This is a genomic window from Providencia stuartii (genome assembly GCF_029277985.1).
GTDB classification, from domain to species: Bacteria; Pseudomonadota; Gammaproteobacteria; order Enterobacterales; family Enterobacteriaceae; genus Providencia; species Providencia zhejiangensis.
In genome coordinates this window covers 4156213-4172736 of sequence record NZ_CP119546.1, presented here as the reverse complement: position 1 = coordinate 4172736, position 16524 = coordinate 4156213, and the positions used below count along the sequence as shown (strand labels likewise).

Genomic DNA, 16524 nt, shown 5'->3' with positions numbered 1-16524 from the left:
TCAGCCTGAACGTTTATGGTTATTACGTGGGCCATTATGGCGACGTGGCGAATTTGAATTGCGACGAGGCCCTCCTGGACGCGGACGATGGCGACGTTTCGGAGTCGGAAGGTCGGTTAATAACGCTTCGCTGTTATATTTGCTCACTGGAATCGAATGTTGAATATAGTCTTCAATAGCCGGTAGATTCAACGCATATTCTTCACAAGCGAGACTGATTGAATGACCACTTTCACCGGCTCGGCCGGTACGACCAATACGGTGTACATAGTCTTCACAATCGTCAGGTAAATCATAGTTAAAAACATGGGTCACTGAAGGAATGTGTAAGCCACGGGCTGCAACATCGGTCGCCACTAAAATATCAAGGTTGCCTTGTGTAAACTCTTCTAAAATGCGCAGACGTTTCTTTTGAGCGACATCCCCTGTTAAGAGACCAACGCGATGTCCGTCAGCAGCAAGGTGCGCCCAAATTTCATCACAACGATGTTTGGTGTTAGCAAAAATGATACAACGCTCTGGCCACTCTTCCTCTAGTAGCGTCTGTAATAAGCGCATTTTTTCTTCATTTGAAGGATAAAACAGTTCTTCTTTAATACGGTGACCTGTTTTTTGTAATGGCTCGACTTCAATATATTCAGGGTTACTCATTTGTTCAAATGCCAGTTCTCTTACGCGATAAGAAAGCGTTGCTGAAAAGAGGAGATTCAATCTTTCAGCGACGGATGGCATACGGCGAAATAGCCAGCGAATATCTTTAATAAAGCCAAGGTCATACATGCGATCCGCTTCATCAAGGACAACAACTTGTACTGCACCTAAGTCAACATGCCCTTGTTTAGCGTAGTCAATTAAACGCCCAGTCGTGCCGATTAGGATATCAACACCACGTTGTAGCACTTTTAATTGCTCATCATAACCATCGCCACCATAAGCAAGTCCCATTTTTAAGCCAGTATACTCGGCAAGTTCTTTGGCATCCGAGTAGATTTGTACCGCCAATTCACGCGTTGGTGCCATGATAAGAGCGCGAGGCTGATTGGCTTGTTTCCCCTCAATGGCAGGGTGAGTTAGTAAATAATGAAATGTAGACGTTAAAAATGCTAACGTTTTTCCGGTTCCAGTTTGCGCTTGCCCCGCAACATCTTTGCCTTCGACAGTGAAAGGCAAGGTAGAAGCCTGTATAGGCGTGCAAAAATTGAAGCCTTTTTTATTCAGGGCTTCAATGACTTTTGGGTGCAAGGCGAAGTCGGAAAACTTCTTTTCTGTCAAGTGTGCTTTACTCATAGTGTGGTAGAATATCAGTTAACGGTTGGTTTACGAAAGTGTATCTTTTGAAATAAAGCATACTGCTGCCAATTAATGTTACACTAAGACTGCAAAAATGATCCATTGGAGTACAACATGAGCAACAAAATTATTCATATCACTGATGCAAGTTTTGAGACCGCAGTACTGAAAGCTGGTTCACCTGTTCTTGTCGATTTTTGGGCAGCATGGTGTGGTCCTTGTAAAATGATCGCGCCAATTCTTGATGAAGTTGCTGAAGAATATACAGGCAAACTGACTATCGCAAAACTGAATATTGATGATAACCCTGCTACAGCACCAAAATATGGTATTCGTGGTATCCCAACACTTTTACTATTTAAAAATGGTAGTGTAGCGGCAACAAAAGTGGGTGCATTATCTAAAGCTCAGTTGAAAGAATTTTTAGACGAAAATCTGTAAGTTATCGTTGTTAGTTTAGATAAAACGTTTAGCGGTACATCTATTTTATAGAGGGGACCGCTAGACGTCCTGATTGAAGCATGGTAAGTTATCCTCAATCTCCATATCGCACCCGAATGAATTACCTTGTAATCCGTTGCTCTTATCAAAAATATCTGGTTTGTCAGTTCAGTTGTGGTTCATATCATGTGATCTAGGGCTGATAATGTGTTGATTTCTGAAATTATCAATTGAAAATTGAGTTGTTGCGCTTACAACGTTCAATTATTTCTTTCGTGGTACATTTACAATATCAATTTATGATAGTGATAAACAGCAACTGTTAAGGGTTATTTAGGTTAGTGGAGATTGCAAAGTGGCGCTTTTGTTTTTTCGTGCGTTGAAAGCTGACAATTTGCCATATTGAGATATATGTTGTCTTAAATGTACAAAAAACTATTGCTAATATTGTCTGTGTTTCTAATAATAAGCCGCACATCATTCAGATGAATCGCCGCGATATGTTAGTGCAGTCTTAGCAAGAATAAGCGCAAGAATTTTTACGCATTGTTAATGGTTTCTGTTTGTAACTATCAACAGGGCGTTATAAAGTTAAGCTGGCAGTTATATATCTTATATATAGTTGTCTTCAATTTACGTTCATAGTTCGAGAATTACCCCGAGTTAAAGAACCCACCATTATGAATCTTACCGAATTAAAAAATACGCCAGTATCAGAATTGATTACGTTAGGCGAAAACATGGGGCTAGAAAACTTAGCCCGTATGAGAAAGCAAGATATTATCTTCTCGATTTTAAAGCAGCATGCTAAAAGCGGGGAAGATATCTTTGGCGATGGCGTGTTGGAGATATTGCAGGATGGATTTGGTTTCCTCCGTTCAGCAGACAGCTCTTACCTCGCAGGTCCCGATGATATCTATGTTTCCCCCAGCCAAATTCGCCGCTTTAACCTTCGTACAGGTGATACAATTTCAGGAAAAATCCGTCCTCCTAAAGAAGGTGAACGTTATTTTGCCCTGTTAAAAGTTAATGAAGTTAACTTTGATAAACCTGAAAACGCCCGCAGCAAAATTCTTTTTGAAAACTTAACCCCATTACATGCTAATAATCGTCTTCGTATGGAACGTGGTAACGGTTCAACAGAAGATTTAACGGCACGTGTTCTGGATTTAGCGGCTCCGATTGGTCGTGGTCAGCGTGGTTTGATTGTTGCTCCACCAAAAGCAGGTAAGACAATGTTACTGCAAAATATTGCCGCTAACATTGCACATAATTACCCAGATTGCGTATTGATGGTTCTGCTGATTGATGAGCGTCCAGAAGAAGTGACCGAGATGCAGCGCTTAGTGAAAGGTGAAGTGATTGCGTCTACGTTTGATGAGCCAGCAGCACGTCACGTGCAAGTTGCTGAAATGGTTATCGAGAAAGCAAAACGTTTAGTTGAGCATAAGAAAGATGTGATTATTCTTCTCGACTCCATTACTCGTTTGGCTCGCGCTTATAATACCGTTGTTCCTTCATCGGGTAAGGTATTAACAGGTGGTGTCGATGCAAACGCATTACATCGTCCTAAGCGTTTCTTCGGTGCAGCTCGTAATGTGGAAGAAGGTGGTAGCTTAACGATTATTGCTACAGCACTGGTCGACACAGGCTCGAAAATGGATGAAGTCATTTACGAAGAGTTTAAAGGTACAGGTAACATGGAATTACACCTGTCTCGTAAAATTGCTGAAAAACGTGTTTTCCCTGCGATTGATTATAATCGCTCAGGTACACGTAAAGAAGAGTTACTGACTTCACAAGATGAATTACAAAAAATGTGGATCCTCCGTAAGATCATTCACCCTATGGGCGAAATCGATGCGATGGAATTCCTCATCAGTAAGTTAGCGATGACGAAAACTAACGAAGAATTTTTCGACTTTATGAAAAGAGCATAATCGCTAAATTTTCAACATGGTTGAATGGATTAAGCGCTGTCGATGACAGCGCTTTTTTTATGGCTATTTTTTTTGATTTTCAAATGGATATTGCATTTATTTTGCCCTGCATAATATCCGTATCCGTTTGTAACTCATAAAAAATATAAGTTAAGTTTATATTTATAGTAACGAAATCATCATTGAATGATTCTAATTTATAATAATTAAATATCATTTATGATGATTAAAATAGGGTTATTAAAAAAATAATATTTTTTATATTGGATTTTTGGTGTAACAAAATGGAAAATCAATTCGTTGCATAGAATTGATTATTGTTTTATTCCAAGATTGATTGGTTTGAAGTAATACATGCATTCAATGTCTTCATTTATTTAAAGATTATGTCATTTTGGTAATGGCGTTTTTTGACTTGTCAGAAAAGGTTCATTTATTAAACAAAAAAGCAACTTAAAATTAGCATCATAGAAAATAACAGTTCGTTATGGCATGCATCTTGCTTTTATTAAGTATAAAATCGGCAGATAAGGCATAGCTGTATAAAAAACTACACTGATAACTGAGCTGGGTAAATTTTTATATAGTTATAATAGTCGTGATTAAAGACTCGTCTTATAGCAGTTATTTCTTTTGAGAGAATAATGCATTAGCTGTCGGTCATAGGATCTGCATGGGCTTAAACGTTTTAGTTTTAGGTTGATTAGATAAAGAATAAGAGAGTTGACTCGTGGACACCGCACAATTTATTGCCAGTCTTTTTTATGTTTTTTTGTTCACGTTAGTATTTATTTTTATCGCTCGAGTTGTTGCAACGAAAATCGGGCTGGTAGATAAACCTAACTTCCGAAAAAAACATGTAGGATTAGTTCCTTTAGTGGGAGGGATTACGGTATTTTTTGGCATCTGCTTCGCATTTGTGATAACGGAGGAATACATTCCTCACAAATGGTTATACCTAATATGTGCAGGCCTACTTGTTTTAATTGGCGCTTTGGATGACCGGTTTGATATCAGTGTGAAGTTAAGAGCAGGTGTACAGGCAATTGTTGCTGTCGTGATGATGACGGTTGCCGACCTAAAATTAGAATCATTAGGTTATGCTTTTGGTCCATGGGAGCTAGTGCTCGGGCCGTTTGGTTATATCGTGACGCTATTTGCTGTTTGGGCAGCTATTAATGCGTTTAACATGGTTGATGGTATTGATGGCCTGTTAGGTGGGTTATCGTGCGTTTCTTTTGGCGCATTAGGCTTTTTACTTTATCAAAGTGGTAACTATGCGTTAGCATTTTGGTGTTTTGCCTTCATTGCCGCTATCCTTCCTTATATCTTTTTAAATTTAGGTTTGTTAGGCCGACGCTTTAAGGTCTTTATGGGGGATGCTGGAAGTACACTTATTGGCTTTACGATTATTTGGATCCTAGTTGAATCAACTCAGGAAACAGTACATCCACTGAATCCTGTTACAGCGCTTTGGATCATTGCAATCCCGTTGATGGACATGGTTGCAATAATGTATCGACGTATTCGTAAGGGAATGAGTCCATTTTCACCGGACCGTCAACATATTCACCATTTAATCATGCGTTCAGGTTTTACGCCTAAAGGTGCTTTTGTACTAATTACCCTAGCGGCTGCATTTTTAGCATGCATAGGAATTATTGGTGAACGCTTAACATTTATCCCAGAATGGGTCATGTTGGCATTGTTTTTGCTTGTATTCTTTATGTATGGTTACTGCATCAAACGAGCATGGAAAGTGGCTCGTTTTATTAAGCGCATCAGACGTCGTATGCGAAGAGGTGGTGCAGTACGGTAACGACAAACGGAAATAATAGAGGTTCTGTGCAGTGAAAAACTCAGAAACACAACCTAATCAGTATCAGCCGCCGATAGAACCGGAATTGGATATCCGTGGTTTATGTCGCTCTTTGTGGCAAGGTAAAATTTTGATCGTGGCATTTGCGGTAATTTTTGCCGCTGTTGCATTAGGCGCATCTTATTTTATGCAGCAAAAATGGAGTGCAACCGCGATCACCGACCTGCCAACTGTTAATAATTTAGGCAGCTATTATTCGCAGCAACAATTTTTGCGTAATCTTGATTCTCGTATTAATACGACGGGGCAAGAAGGGCAATTGCCAACGATAGCGAATGAGGCTTATCAAGAGTTCATCAAACAGGTGGGCTCTTATGATACTCGTCGTCAATTTTGGTTAACCACTGATTATTACAAGCAGCGGTTAGAAAATGACCCGAAAGCAGATGCGGCATTATTAGATGAGCTGATTAACAATATTGAATTTACGCCAGCAGATAATCTGAAAAATCTCACTGACAATATTAAATTGATTGCTGAAACCTCTACCGATGCGAATCAGCTATTACGTCAGTACATTCAGTTTGCCAACCAGCGAGCAACGGCTAACCTGAATGATGAAATCAAAGGAACTTGGGCAACCAAAATGCAATCCATGAAAGCGTTGGTAAAACGTGAGGATATGGTGGCTCAATCTGCTTATGAAAGACGCTTAAATGTACTTGAACAGGCATTGAAAGTCGCTCAAAAACAAGGCATTTCACGTAATCAAAGTACAACGCCTGTTGATGAAATCCCTGATTCTAAAATGTTCATGTTAGGGGTGCCATTGCTGGAAGCTCAAATTGAGACGCTAAAAGCTACGGGGCCAGATCATGACACAGATTACGATCAAAACATGGCAATGCTATCAACATTGAGTGTTGGACCGACCCTTCAAGACCGTTTTCAGGCTTACCGTTATTTAAGGACACCTGAAGATCCCGTCAAACGCGATAGCCCACGTAGAGCCTTTATGATGGTTCTCTGGGGCGCTATAGGTGCGTTGGTTGGTGCTGGTGTGGTACTTGCACGCCGTCGCCCGTCCTAATTTTACATAAGTGGCAGGCTTAATGTCTGCCACTATATAAAGTTATCAATAATGAGATCAAGCAGCTAACTGCATTAGATAAAAATAAGAGAGTCACTGTGAAAGTATTGACTGTATTCGGCACTCGACCTGAAGCCATCAAAATGGCTCCGTTGGTTCATGCACTTGCTAATGATGCGGCTTTTGAAGCCAAAGTCTGTGTGACGGCCCAGCACCGAGAAATGCTCGATCAGGTACTGAAGCTATTTGAGATCACGCCTGATTATGATCTCAATATTATGAAGCCAGGGCAAGATTTAACAGATATTACGTGTCGTATTTTGGAAGGATTGAAAACGGTATTTGCCGATTTCCAACCGGATGTTGTTTTAGTCCATGGTGATACTGCAACGACGATGGCAACCAGCCTCGCTGCCTTCTACCATCGTATTCCTGTTGGGCATGTGGAAGCAGGATTACGTACGGGGAACCTATATTCGCCATGGCCGGAAGAAGCCAATCGAAAAATTGCGGGTCATCTCGCCATGTATCATTTCGCTCCCACAGAAAACTCGCGTCAAAATCTATTGAAAGAGTCTATCCCAGATAAGCATATTTTTGTGACAGGGAATAGCGTGATCGATGCTTTATTGTGGGTACGCGATAAAGTGATGAGCGACCAGCACATGGCCGAAAAATTGGCGGCAAATTATCCCTTTATTGATCCAAATAAAAAAATGATTTTAGTGACGGGGCACCGCCGCGAAAGCTTTGGTGGAGGCTTCGAGCGTATTTGTCATGCATTAGCTGAAATAGCTCAAAGTCATCCGGACGTTCAGGTGGTTTACCCTGTGCATTTAAATCCAAATGTTAGCGAGCCTGTCAAACGTATTTTGCATGGCATTGATAATATTATTCTGATTACTCCACAAGAGTATTTGCCCTTTGTTTATTTAATGAATCATGCTTATCTAATCTTAACAGACTCTGGTGGCATTCAAGAAGAAGCGCCATCGCTAGGTAAGCCCGTTTTAGTGATGCGGGATACGACCGAACGTCCTGAAGCGGTTGATGCGGGAACAGTACGTCTTGTGGGAACAGACACACAAAAAATTGTTGCAGAAGTTAATAGGTTACTGACAGATGAAGCGGAATATCATGCAATGAGCCGCGCTCATAACCCTTATGGTGATGGTCATGCTTGTCAGCGAATTCTTGAAGCACTAAAAAGCAATCAGGTGAAATTATGAGTTTTGAAACTATTTCTGTTATTGGCCTTGGGTATATTGGTTTACCAACAGCGGCAGCTTTTGCATCACGTAAAAAGCAAGTGATTGGTGTTGATGTCAACCAGCATGCGGTTGATACCATTAATCGCGGTAAAATCCATATTGTCGAACCTGAACTGGACCTTGTTGTAAAAACAGCGGTTGAAGCAGGTCACTTGAAAGCATTTACTAAGCCACAACCTGCCGATGCTTATTTGATCGCAGTACCAACTCCGTTTAAAGGTGAGCATGAACCTGACCTGACTTATGTCAGAGCAGCCGCAGAGTCGATCGCACCTGTGTTGAAAAAAGGGGATTTGGTTATTTTAGAGTCAACGTCTCCTGTTGGCACAACCGAACAGATGGCGGAGTGGATGGCTCAAGTCCGTCCAGATTTGACGTTCCCTCACCAAGCGGGTGAAGACGCTGATATTGATATGGCTTATTGTCCGGAACGTGTTCTACCTGGGCAGGTGATGGTTGAGTTGATTAAAAATGACCGTGTTGTCGGTGGTATGACACCTAAGTCATCCTTGCGTGCTAGTGAGCTGTACAATATTTTCCTTGAAGGTGAATGTGTTATTACTAATGCCAGAACAGCGGAAATGTGCAAATTAACTGAAAACAGTTTCCGTGATGTGAATATCGCATTTGCTAATGAATTATCACTGATTTGTGCCGAGCAAGATATTAACGTGTGGGAATTGATTAGCTTGGCTAATCGCCATCCACGCGTCAACATTCTACAACCAGGTCCTGGTGTCGGCGGGCACTGTATCGCTGTCGATCCATGGTTTATTGTGGCGCAAAACCCCAAACAATCTCGCTTAATTCATACGGCTCGTTTAGTGAACGATGGCAAGCCTATCTGGGTTGTCGACCAAGTCAAAGCTGCTGTAGCGGATTGCTTATCTGAGACAGGTAAAAAAGCCAGTGAAGTGACTATTGCTTGTTTTGGTCTGTCATTTAAACCCAATATTGATGATTTACGTGAAAGCCCAGCCATGCATATCACTAAAATGATCGCGAATTGGAATACAGGTAAAACCTATGCGGTTGAACCGCATATTGAAGCGCTACCAACGTCTCTTAAAGGGATTGCGGAATTAGTTTCGATTGAGACCGCGGTGAATGAAGCCGATATCATTTTGATGTTGGTTGATCATACGGTCTTTAAAGGAATCCAAGGTTCTGCTATTCCACAGAAATGGGTTGTGGATACAAAAGGAGTTTGGCGTTGAAACGTATTCTAATTACGGGTGGAGCGGGATTTATCGGTTCTGCTGTTGTGCGACATATTATTGAGAACACTCGCGATAGCGCAATTGTTGTCGATTGTTTGACCTATGCCGGTAATTTAGAGTCACTCAGTGAAGTCTCTAACAGTGATCGCTATGCGTTTGAACAAGTGAATATCTGTGATCGCATAGCGCTAGACCGCGTGTTTGCTGAATATCAACCTGATGCGGTGATGCATTTGGCTGCTGAAAGCCATGTAGACCGTTCTATTGATGGCCCTGCGGCGTTTATTGAGACCAATATTGTTGGCACTTATACCTTACTTGAGGCCGCACGCCACTATTGGATGGGGCTGGATGGCAATAAGAAAGCGCAATTCCGCTTCCATCATATCTCTACTGATGAAGTCTATGGTGATTTAGAAGGTCCTGATGGTTTCTTCACTGAAACAACACCTTATGCACCAAGTAGTCCTTATTCAGCATCTAAAGCATCGAGCGACCACTTAGTACGCGCGTGGCATCGTACTTATGGGTTGCCGACCATGATCACGAATTGTTCAAATAATTATGGGCCATATCATTTTCCAGAAAAATTGATTCCATTAATTATTCTCAATGCATTAGCCGGCAAGCCATTACCTGTTTATGGCAAAGGCGAGCAGATCCGTGATTGGTTATTCGTTGAAGACCATGCGCGGGCATTACATTTGGTGGCAACCACGGCTCAGCCGGGGACAACTTATAACATTGGTGGGCACAATGAGCGCCGTAATATTGATGTTGTTAACACCATTTGTGAATTGCTTGAAGAACTTCATCCTCAAAAACCGCAGGGTGTTGCACATTATCGCGATTTAATTACCTATGTGACGGATAGGCCTGGGCATGATATGCGTTATGCCATTGATGCTGACAAAATAGCGCGTGAGTTAGGGTGGACACCACAAGAAACCTTTGAGTCGGGGATCCGCAAAACGGTGTTGTGGTACCTCAATAATGAGACTTGGTGGCGTCGTGTGCAAGATGGCTCTTATGCCGGTGAACGCCTTGGTTTAGGCGCTTAAGGGGGGATCATGAAAGGTATTATACTTGCTGGTGGTTCGGGAACTCGTTTACATCCTATTACGCGAGGCATCTCGAAGCAGTTGTTACCCATCTATGATAAGCCAATGATTTATTATCCATTGTCAGTGCTAATGCTGGCAGGGATCCGTGAAATATTGATCATTTCTACGCCTGAAGATTTGCCGATGTTTAAACGCTTGCTGGGTGATGGTCATGAATTTGGTATCGAGCTGAGCTATGCTGAACAACCCTCTCCTGATGGCTTGGCTCAAGCCTTTATCATCGGTGAAGAGTTTATAAATGGTGATGCATGCTGTTTAGTGTTAGGCGATAACATTTTCTTTGGGCACTCGTTTAGCCCAAAACTGAAATCCGTTGCGGCGAGAACCCAAGGTGCCACGGTATTCGGTTATCAGGTCATGGATCCTGAGCGTTTTGGTGTCGTAGAATTTGATGACGATTTCAAAGTGCTATCGATTGAAGAGAAACCGAAAAAACCACTGTCTAACTGGGCAGTCACTGGGCTTTATTTTTATGATCACCAAGTGGTTGATTTTGCAAAGCAGGTGAAACCATCTGAACGCGGTGAGTTGGAAATTACCTCAATCAACCAGATGTATCTCGATAAAGGTGAGTTGAACGTAGAGTTATTAGGCCGAGGTTTCGCTTGGTTAGATACAGGTACTCACGATAGCCTGATAGAAGCGGGTACTTTTGTTCAAACTGTTGAAAAACGTCAAGGTTTTAAGGTTGCCTGTCTAGAAGAAATCGCATGGCGTAATGGTTGGTTAACTGACGAGCAAGTCAAAATGTCAGCTAAACAACTCAGTAAGACAGGGTATGGTCAGTATTTAGAGGATCTACTCCGTGTCCGTCCGCGCCAATATTGATTATTTATCATGGGAGTCTGAGTTTTTCGGACTCTCAACAGCAAAGCTAGACTTCACTGCTCCTCAGGCAGAGATGATCCTTGCAAGCCAATTAGATGGCTATGCGATAACTCAAGCCAAAATACGGGCTAATGAAACAGAGCGCTTAGATGAATTAAGGCGGCTTGGTTTCTCTTTGGTTGAAGGGGAAGTCGATTTTGCGCTGACTGTTGGCATAGAAAATGCTTACTTGAATAGTGATTTACGGAAAAAAGTGCGCATTGAACCCGCGGTTACTGAAGATATACCTGTATTGCGTCAGGTAGCGGAGCAGGTTTTTAGCCAAAGCCGCTTTCGAACGCCTTGGTATCGTGAAGGTGATAGTGGACGCTTTTATGCATTGTGGATAGAAAAAGCAGTCTTAGGCACTTTCGATCATACCTGTTTATTAGTCAAAAATGTGGCAGGAGATATTTTAGGTTTCGTTAGTTTAAGGCACCTTGATGATGACACAGCACGTATAGGCCTACTCGCTGTTATGCCGAATGCTCATGGGCAGGGAGTTGGTCGTAAATTGATGTCAGCAGCTGTTGTTTGGTGTGAGCAGCACAAAAAAAGACAGTTAAATGTGGCCACTCAAATAAGCAATATTGCGGCATTGAATCTTTATTCACGTAGTGGTGCGGCAGTTGCTAGCACTGCATATTGGTTATATAGGGGACAACATGATTCCATTTAATAAGCCACCCGTTGTAGGAACAGAATTAGCATATATGAAGCAAGCCATGGAAAGCGGCAAGCTGTGTGGTGACGGTGGTTTTACAAAACGTTGTGAAGAGTGGATGGAAAAGCGTTTTAATTGCCCTAAAGTCCAGCTAACACCTTCTTGCACAGCGTCATTAGAAATGGCGGCAATCCTGATTAATATTCAGCCTGGTGATGAAGTGATCATGCCAAGCTTTACCTTTGTGTCTACTTCTAATGCGTTTGTACTGAGAGGGGCAACCATTGTTTTTGTCGATATTCGTCCAGATACAATGAATATTGATGAAACCAAAATCGAAGCTGCCATTACTGAACGTACTCGTGCAATTGTTCCTGTGCATTATGCGGGCGTAGCCTGTGAAATGGACACCATCATGGCAATAGCCCAAAAACATAACTTATTTGTGATTGAAGATGCGGCTCAAGGGGTGATGTCGACTTATAAAGGTCGTGCACTCGGAACGATTGGCCATATTGGCGCTTACAGTTTTCACGAAACGAAAAACTACTCTTCTGGTGGTGAAGGTGGCGCCACGTTAGTGAATGATAAGTCTCTGATTAACCGTGCTGAAATTATTCGTGAAAAAGGGACTAACCGTAGCCAATTTTTCCGTGGGCAAGTTGATAAATATACGTGGCGCGATATCGGCTCCAGCTATTTGTTGTCTGATTTACAGGCGGCTTATTTATGGGCTCAGCTTGAGGAAGCAGACAAGATTAATGACCGTCGTCTGTTGTTATGGCAGCGTTATTATGATGCTCTAGCACCTTTAGCACAGGCAGGCCAGTTAGCATTACCTATCGTACCGGAAGGATTAAAACATAATGCACATATGTTTTATATCAAGTTGAAGGATGTCGAAGAGCGTACTGCTTTCAATGACTATATGAAGTCAAATGACATTTTAACGGTATTCCACTATGTTGCGTTACATACCAGCCCTGCTGGGGAGAAATTTGGGCGTTTCGATGGCGAAGACCGTTATACAACAAGTGAGAGTGACCGTTTAGTACGTCTGCCAATGTTCTACAACATGACAGATGAGGAACAGCAAACGGTTATCACAAAAATTAAGGCGTTTTTTGCCTAATGTCGTTAGCTAGAGCATCGGTTTGGACTGCGGGGTCTACCTTGATAAAAATCGGGGCAGGCCTGCTTATTGTTAAGTTATTAGCAGTCACATTTGGCCCCAGTGGGGTAGGACTGGCGGGAAATTTCCGCCAGTTAATCACTGTGTTAGGGGTATTATCGGGTGCGGGTATTTTTAATGGGGTGACCAAATATATTGCGGAACACCATGAAGACCCTGAAAAATTGCGCGCGGTATTAGGGACCTCTTCAACACTTATTCTTGGTTTTTCGACGTTATTGGCGCTGGTATTTCTATTTTTTAGTGCCCCGATCAGTGAAGCGCTCTTTGATAGTCGGGAGTATCAATCGGTCATTCAAGCTGTTGCCTTGATTCAGATGGGCATTGCCTACGCTAACTATTTTTTGGCGATCCTCAAGGGATATCGGGATGCGTCGGGTAATGCACAATCCATTATTTTTGGTAGCATAATTGGTGTTGTTGCCTATTATTTATGCTATACGTTCGCTGGTTATGAAGGGGCATTAGTCGGATTAGCTTTGGTTCCGGCGTTAGTGGTTTTACCTGCTATCGGGATGATTGTTCGCCGTAAGCGGTTTGCATTATCGATGTTGAAACCGGCTTGGAATAAGGCGATTGCCACCAACTTAGGTAAATTTACCATTATGGCGTTAATTACGTCGGTCACTTTACCTGTCGCCTATGTCATGATGCGAAACTTGTTGGCTGCAAAATATAGCTGGGATGACGTAGGTCTATGGACGGGAGTTAGCACTATTTCGGATGCTTATTTGCAGTTTATCACTGCAACATTTTCCGTGTATTTGCTGCCTACACTTTCTCGATTACAACACAAGAATGACATCTCTGCGGAGATCATTAAGACGCTAAAATTTGTATTACCTGCTGTTGCCGTTGCAAGCTTTATGGTGTGGCTATTACGCGATTTCGCAATTTGGCTACTGTTCTCCGAAAAATTTAATGGCATGCGCGATTTATTTGCATGGCAATTGGTAGGGGATGTACTGAAAGTTGGCGCTTATGTCTTTGGCTATCTGGTGATTGCGAAGGCGGCATTACGTTTTTATATTTTAACTGAGGTGAGCCAGTTTATCCTCTTAATGGGCTTTTCCCATTGGTTGATACCTATGCATGGTGCGATAGGGGCAACACAAGCCTATATGGCAACATATATCGTGTATTTTCTCCTCTGTTGTTGTGTATTTTTGATTTACCGTAGGCGAGTATGACAACCTTAATACATGTACTGGGATCTGATCTCCCTCACCATAATCAAACGGTGCTGACGTTTTTTAATAATGTGATCTGTAAAGAAAAAGCAGTGTCACAGAAACCCCATTTTATGGTGGTGAGCCTCGATGATCAGATGGCCAATGCTTATCCCGAGTTGGATATCGAAGTCTTTGACAGCAAAAAGGCGATCGCAGATGCGGTGATTCGTCGGGCAACATCCAACCGAAGAGAACGTTTTTTCTTCCATGGCCAATTTAATGCACCTATTTGGCTCGCTTTGCTGTTTGGCAAAATTAAATCACACCAATTTTGGTGGCATATTTGGGGTGCAGATCTCTACGAAGAGTCTAATTCGATAAAATTCAAATTGTTTTATGTATTACGTCGTTTAGCACAAAAGAAGGTAGGGCATGTTTGCGCGACCCGAGGTGACTTGTGTTACTTTCAGCAATTTAACCCTAAAGTCCCTGCATCGGTATTGTATTTCCCAACACGCATGGACCCTGCACTCACGCTAAGTGAACGTCCAGCACGTCAGGGCGATACATTGACAATACTATTAGGTAACTCAGGTGATCGATCAAATAGTCACACAGAGGCGCTGAGAGCGATTAAACAGCAATTTGGTGAGCAGGTCAGCATTATCGTGCCTATGGGTTACCCTGCAAATAACCAAGCTTATATCCAACAGGTCGAAGAAACCGCACAAACACTGTTTGCGGCGGGTCAGGTGAATATTTTAAAAGAACGTATGGAATTTACGGATTACCTGAATTTATTGAAAACCTGTGACTTAGGCTATTTTATTTTTAATCGCCAACAAGGTGTGGGAACGGTGTGTCTGCTGATTCAATTTGGGGTCCCATTTGTCATCAGTCGACAAAATACATTTTGGCAAGATTTGACGGCACAGAATGTCCCAGTATTCTTCTATGGGGATGAACTATCGTTGGAATTAGTTGATGAAGCACAGCGCCAGATGGCGTTGCTGGATAAGCAACATATTGACTTTTTCGCGCCTAACTTTACCGATGGTTGGAAAAAAATCTTAGGTATTGCGGAGGAGAAAGCATGACCTTAGCCGAGTTAGGCGGCTTATCGCTTGTCTACCTGATTTCCATCATTTTTATGGGCACGTTACTCTATAAAGAGTTCAGACGTGTGCGCTTCAATTTTAATATTTTCTTTTCATTACTGTATTTACTGACGTTTTATTTTGGTTTTCCATTGACGTGTGCATTGGTGTTTCAGTTTGATGTGGCAGTCGTGCCTGCGGAGTACTTATTGTATGCGCAGCTTGCAGCGACAAGTTTTTATGCCATCTATTATGTAGCCTATAAAACACGCCTAACAAAAAGCGCCACTGTCGCTAAGCGGCCACTGTTCACGATGAATAAAGTTGAGACTCACTTAACCTGTTTATTGCTGATAGCTGTTGCCGTCGTGACAGTGGGTATTTTCTTCTTACAGAATGGCTTTTTATTATTTAAGCTTCAATCATATAGTCAGATATTCTCCAGTCAGGTTTCAGGCGTTGCATTAAAGCGTTTTTTCTACTTCTTTATTCCTGCAATGCTGATTGTTTACTTCCTACGCCCATCCCAGAAACGTTGGGTCTTCTTTCTTGTCAGTACTGTGGCATTTGGTTTTTTAACCTATGTCATCGTGGGCGGAACTCGTGCAAATATCATCATCGCGTTCGCACTATTCTTATTTATTGGTATCGTAAGAGGGTGGATCACGCTATGGATGCTAGTTGCGGCAGGGGTTGCAAGTATTGTCGGCATGTTCTGGTTAGCGCTAAAACGCTATGGTTTGGACGTGAGTGGTGCCGAAGCTTTCTACACCTTCTTGTATTTAACCCGAGACACATTTTCGCCTTGGGAAAACCTTGCCTTGTTATTGAGTTACTACGACAAGATTGAGTTTCAAGGGCTGGCACCGATTGCACGTGATTTTTATGTGTTTATCCCATCGTGGGTATGGCCAGATAGGCCTGATACCGTACTGAACTCAGCTAATTACTTTACTTGGGAAGTCCTTAATAACCATTCTGGATTAGCCATTTCTCCGACTCTCATCGGCTCATTAGTCGTGATGGGCGGTGTGCTATTTATCCCTTTAGGGGCAATTGTCGTTGGGTTAATTATCAAATGGTTTGACTGGATTTATGGTATGAGTCTGAAAGAGTCAAACCGCTATAAAGCTGCAATTATGCAAGCGTTTTGTTTTGGTGCCATTTTTAACATGATTGTTTTGGCACGTGAAGGCGTCGATTCTTTTGTGTCACGAGTGGTCTTTTTCTGCCTGATTTTCGGACTTTGTTTGATTTTGGCGAAATTACTGTACTGGTTATTTGAAAGTGCGGGGCTTATTCGGGCAAAAGCATCTTCTTATCTAAGAAGCTAACGT

The 16524-nt window shown here is 42.2% G+C and carries 14 protein-coding genes; 13 read left to right on the top strand and 1 reads right to left on the bottom strand.

All coding sequences use genetic code 11. The features are described 5' to 3' along the window. A complete protein-coding gene (gene rhlB / locus P2E05_RS18925) occupies positions 1–1287 on the bottom strand; it encodes an ATP-dependent RNA helicase RhlB (protein ID WP_096617953.1) in 1287 nt (428 codons plus the stop codon). A gap of 117 nt (positions 1288–1404) precedes the next feature. Between rhlB and trxA the strand changes: the two genes are divergently transcribed. From trxA to wzyE, 13 genes are all read left to right on the top strand, one after another. After that, the gene (gene trxA, locus P2E05_RS18920) at positions 1405–1731 is read left to right on the top strand and encodes a thioredoxin TrxA (protein WP_096617951.1); all 327 of its coding nucleotides are present in this window, start codon (positions 1405–1407) and stop codon (positions 1729–1731) included. A 680-nt stretch (positions 1732–2411) separates the two neighbouring features. Then, positions 2412–3671, top strand: coding sequence for a transcription termination factor Rho (rho, locus tag P2E05_RS18915; protein WP_004915469.1), 1260 nt, complete (start codon positions 2412–2414; stop codon positions 3669–3671). Between the two features lie 730 nt (positions 3672–4401). After that, positions 4402–5490: a UDP-N-acetylglucosamine--undecaprenyl-phosphate N-acetylglucosaminephosphotransferase gene (wecA, locus tag P2E05_RS18910; RefSeq protein ID WP_163863287.1), complete on the top strand. Its 1089-nt coding sequence runs from the start codon at positions 4402–4404 to the stop codon at positions 5488–5490. Between the two features lie 31 nt (positions 5491–5521). Further along, on the top strand, positions 5522–6580 hold the full coding sequence (wzzE, locus tag P2E05_RS18905) for an ECA polysaccharide chain length modulation protein (RefSeq protein ID WP_163863285.1): 1059 nt from the start codon (positions 5522–5524) through the stop codon (positions 6578–6580). Between the two features lie 98 nt (positions 6581–6678). After that, on the top strand, positions 6679–7809 hold the full coding sequence (gene wecB, locus P2E05_RS18900) for a non-hydrolyzing UDP-N-acetylglucosamine 2-epimerase (RefSeq protein WP_163863284.1): 1131 nt from the start codon (positions 6679–6681) through the stop codon (positions 7807–7809). After that, positions 7806–9068 carry a UDP-N-acetyl-D-mannosamine dehydrogenase gene (gene wecC / locus P2E05_RS18895; RefSeq protein ID WP_154624222.1) on the top strand — a complete coding sequence of 421 codons (1263 nt, stop codon included), beginning with the start codon at positions 7806–7808 and terminating at the stop codon, positions 9066–9068. The genes wecB and wecC overlap by 4 nt, the downstream gene beginning before the upstream one ends. Beyond that, positions 9065–10132 (top strand): dTDP-glucose 4,6-dehydratase, encoded by a 1068-nt coding sequence (rffG, locus tag P2E05_RS18890; RefSeq protein WP_154624223.1) that lies wholly within the window; start codon positions 9065–9067, stop codon positions 10130–10132. Before wecC ends, rffG begins: the two co-directional genes overlap by 4 nt. 9 nt (positions 10133–10141) lie before the next feature. After that, complete coding sequence (gene rfbA, locus P2E05_RS18885) at positions 10142–11023, top strand: glucose-1-phosphate thymidylyltransferase RfbA (RefSeq protein WP_154624224.1); 882 nt, start codon at positions 10142–10144, stop codon at positions 11021–11023. Further along, positions 11001–11741, top strand: coding sequence for a dTDP-4-amino-4,6-dideoxy-D-galactose acyltransferase (gene rffC, locus P2E05_RS18880; RefSeq protein WP_272657861.1), 741 nt, complete (start codon positions 11001–11003; stop codon positions 11739–11741). The genes rfbA and rffC overlap by 23 nt, the downstream gene beginning before the upstream one ends. Further along, positions 11728–12858, top strand: a complete 1131-nt coding sequence (rffA, locus tag P2E05_RS18875) for a dTDP-4-amino-4,6-dideoxygalactose transaminase (RefSeq protein WP_154624225.1) — start codon at positions 11728–11730, stop codon at positions 12856–12858. The genes rffC and rffA overlap by 14 nt, the downstream gene beginning before the upstream one ends. After that, positions 12858–14108: a lipid III flippase WzxE gene (gene wzxE, locus P2E05_RS18870; RefSeq protein ID WP_276122945.1), complete on the top strand. Its 1251-nt coding sequence runs from the start codon at positions 12858–12860 to the stop codon at positions 14106–14108. The genes rffA and wzxE overlap by 1 nt, the downstream gene beginning before the upstream one ends. Further along, a complete protein-coding gene (locus P2E05_RS18865; protein ID WP_276122944.1) occupies positions 14105–15187 on the top strand; it encodes a TDP-N-acetylfucosamine:lipid II N-acetylfucosaminyltransferase in 1083 nt (360 codons plus the stop codon). Before wzxE ends, P2E05_RS18865 begins: the two co-directional genes overlap by 4 nt. Further along, positions 15184–16521, top strand: a complete 1338-nt coding sequence (gene wzyE / locus P2E05_RS18860; protein ID WP_276122943.1) for an ECA oligosaccharide polymerase — start codon at positions 15184–15186, stop codon at positions 16519–16521. Before P2E05_RS18865 ends, wzyE begins: the two co-directional genes overlap by 4 nt. The last annotated feature ends 3 nt before the right edge of the window (positions 16522–16524 follow it).

What these genes read in the sequence shown, in the direction of transcription:
- wecC (WP_154624222.1), top strand. Translation starts at nt 7,806, where the DNA reads ATGAGTTTTGAAACTATTTCTGTTATTGGCCTTGGGTATATTGGTTTA.
- rffA (WP_154624225.1), top strand. Translation starts at nt 11,728, where the DNA reads ATGATTCCATTTAATAAGCCACCCGTTGTAGGAACAGAATTAGCATAT.
- wzxE (WP_276122945.1), top strand. Translation starts at nt 12,858, where the DNA reads ATGTCGTTAGCTAGAGCATCGGTTTGGACTGCGGGGTCTACCTTGATA.
- P2E05_RS18865 (WP_276122944.1), top strand. Translation starts at nt 14,105, where the DNA reads ATGACAACCTTAATACATGTACTGGGATCTGATCTCCCTCACCATAAT.
- trxA (WP_096617951.1), top strand. Translation starts at nt 1,405, where the DNA reads ATGAGCAACAAAATTATTCATATCACTGATGCAAGTTTTGAGACCGCA.
- rfbA (WP_154624224.1), top strand. Translation starts at nt 10,142, where the DNA reads ATGAAAGGTATTATACTTGCTGGTGGTTCGGGAACTCGTTTACATCCT.
- rho (WP_004915469.1), top strand. Translation starts at nt 2,412, where the DNA reads ATGAATCTTACCGAATTAAAAAATACGCCAGTATCAGAATTGATTACG.
- rhlB (WP_096617953.1), bottom strand. Translation starts at nt 1,287, where the DNA reads ATGAGTAAAGCACACTTGACAGAAAAGAAGTTTTCCGACTTCGCCTTG.
- wzyE (WP_276122943.1), top strand. Translation starts at nt 15,184, where the DNA reads ATGACCTTAGCCGAGTTAGGCGGCTTATCGCTTGTCTACCTGATTTCC.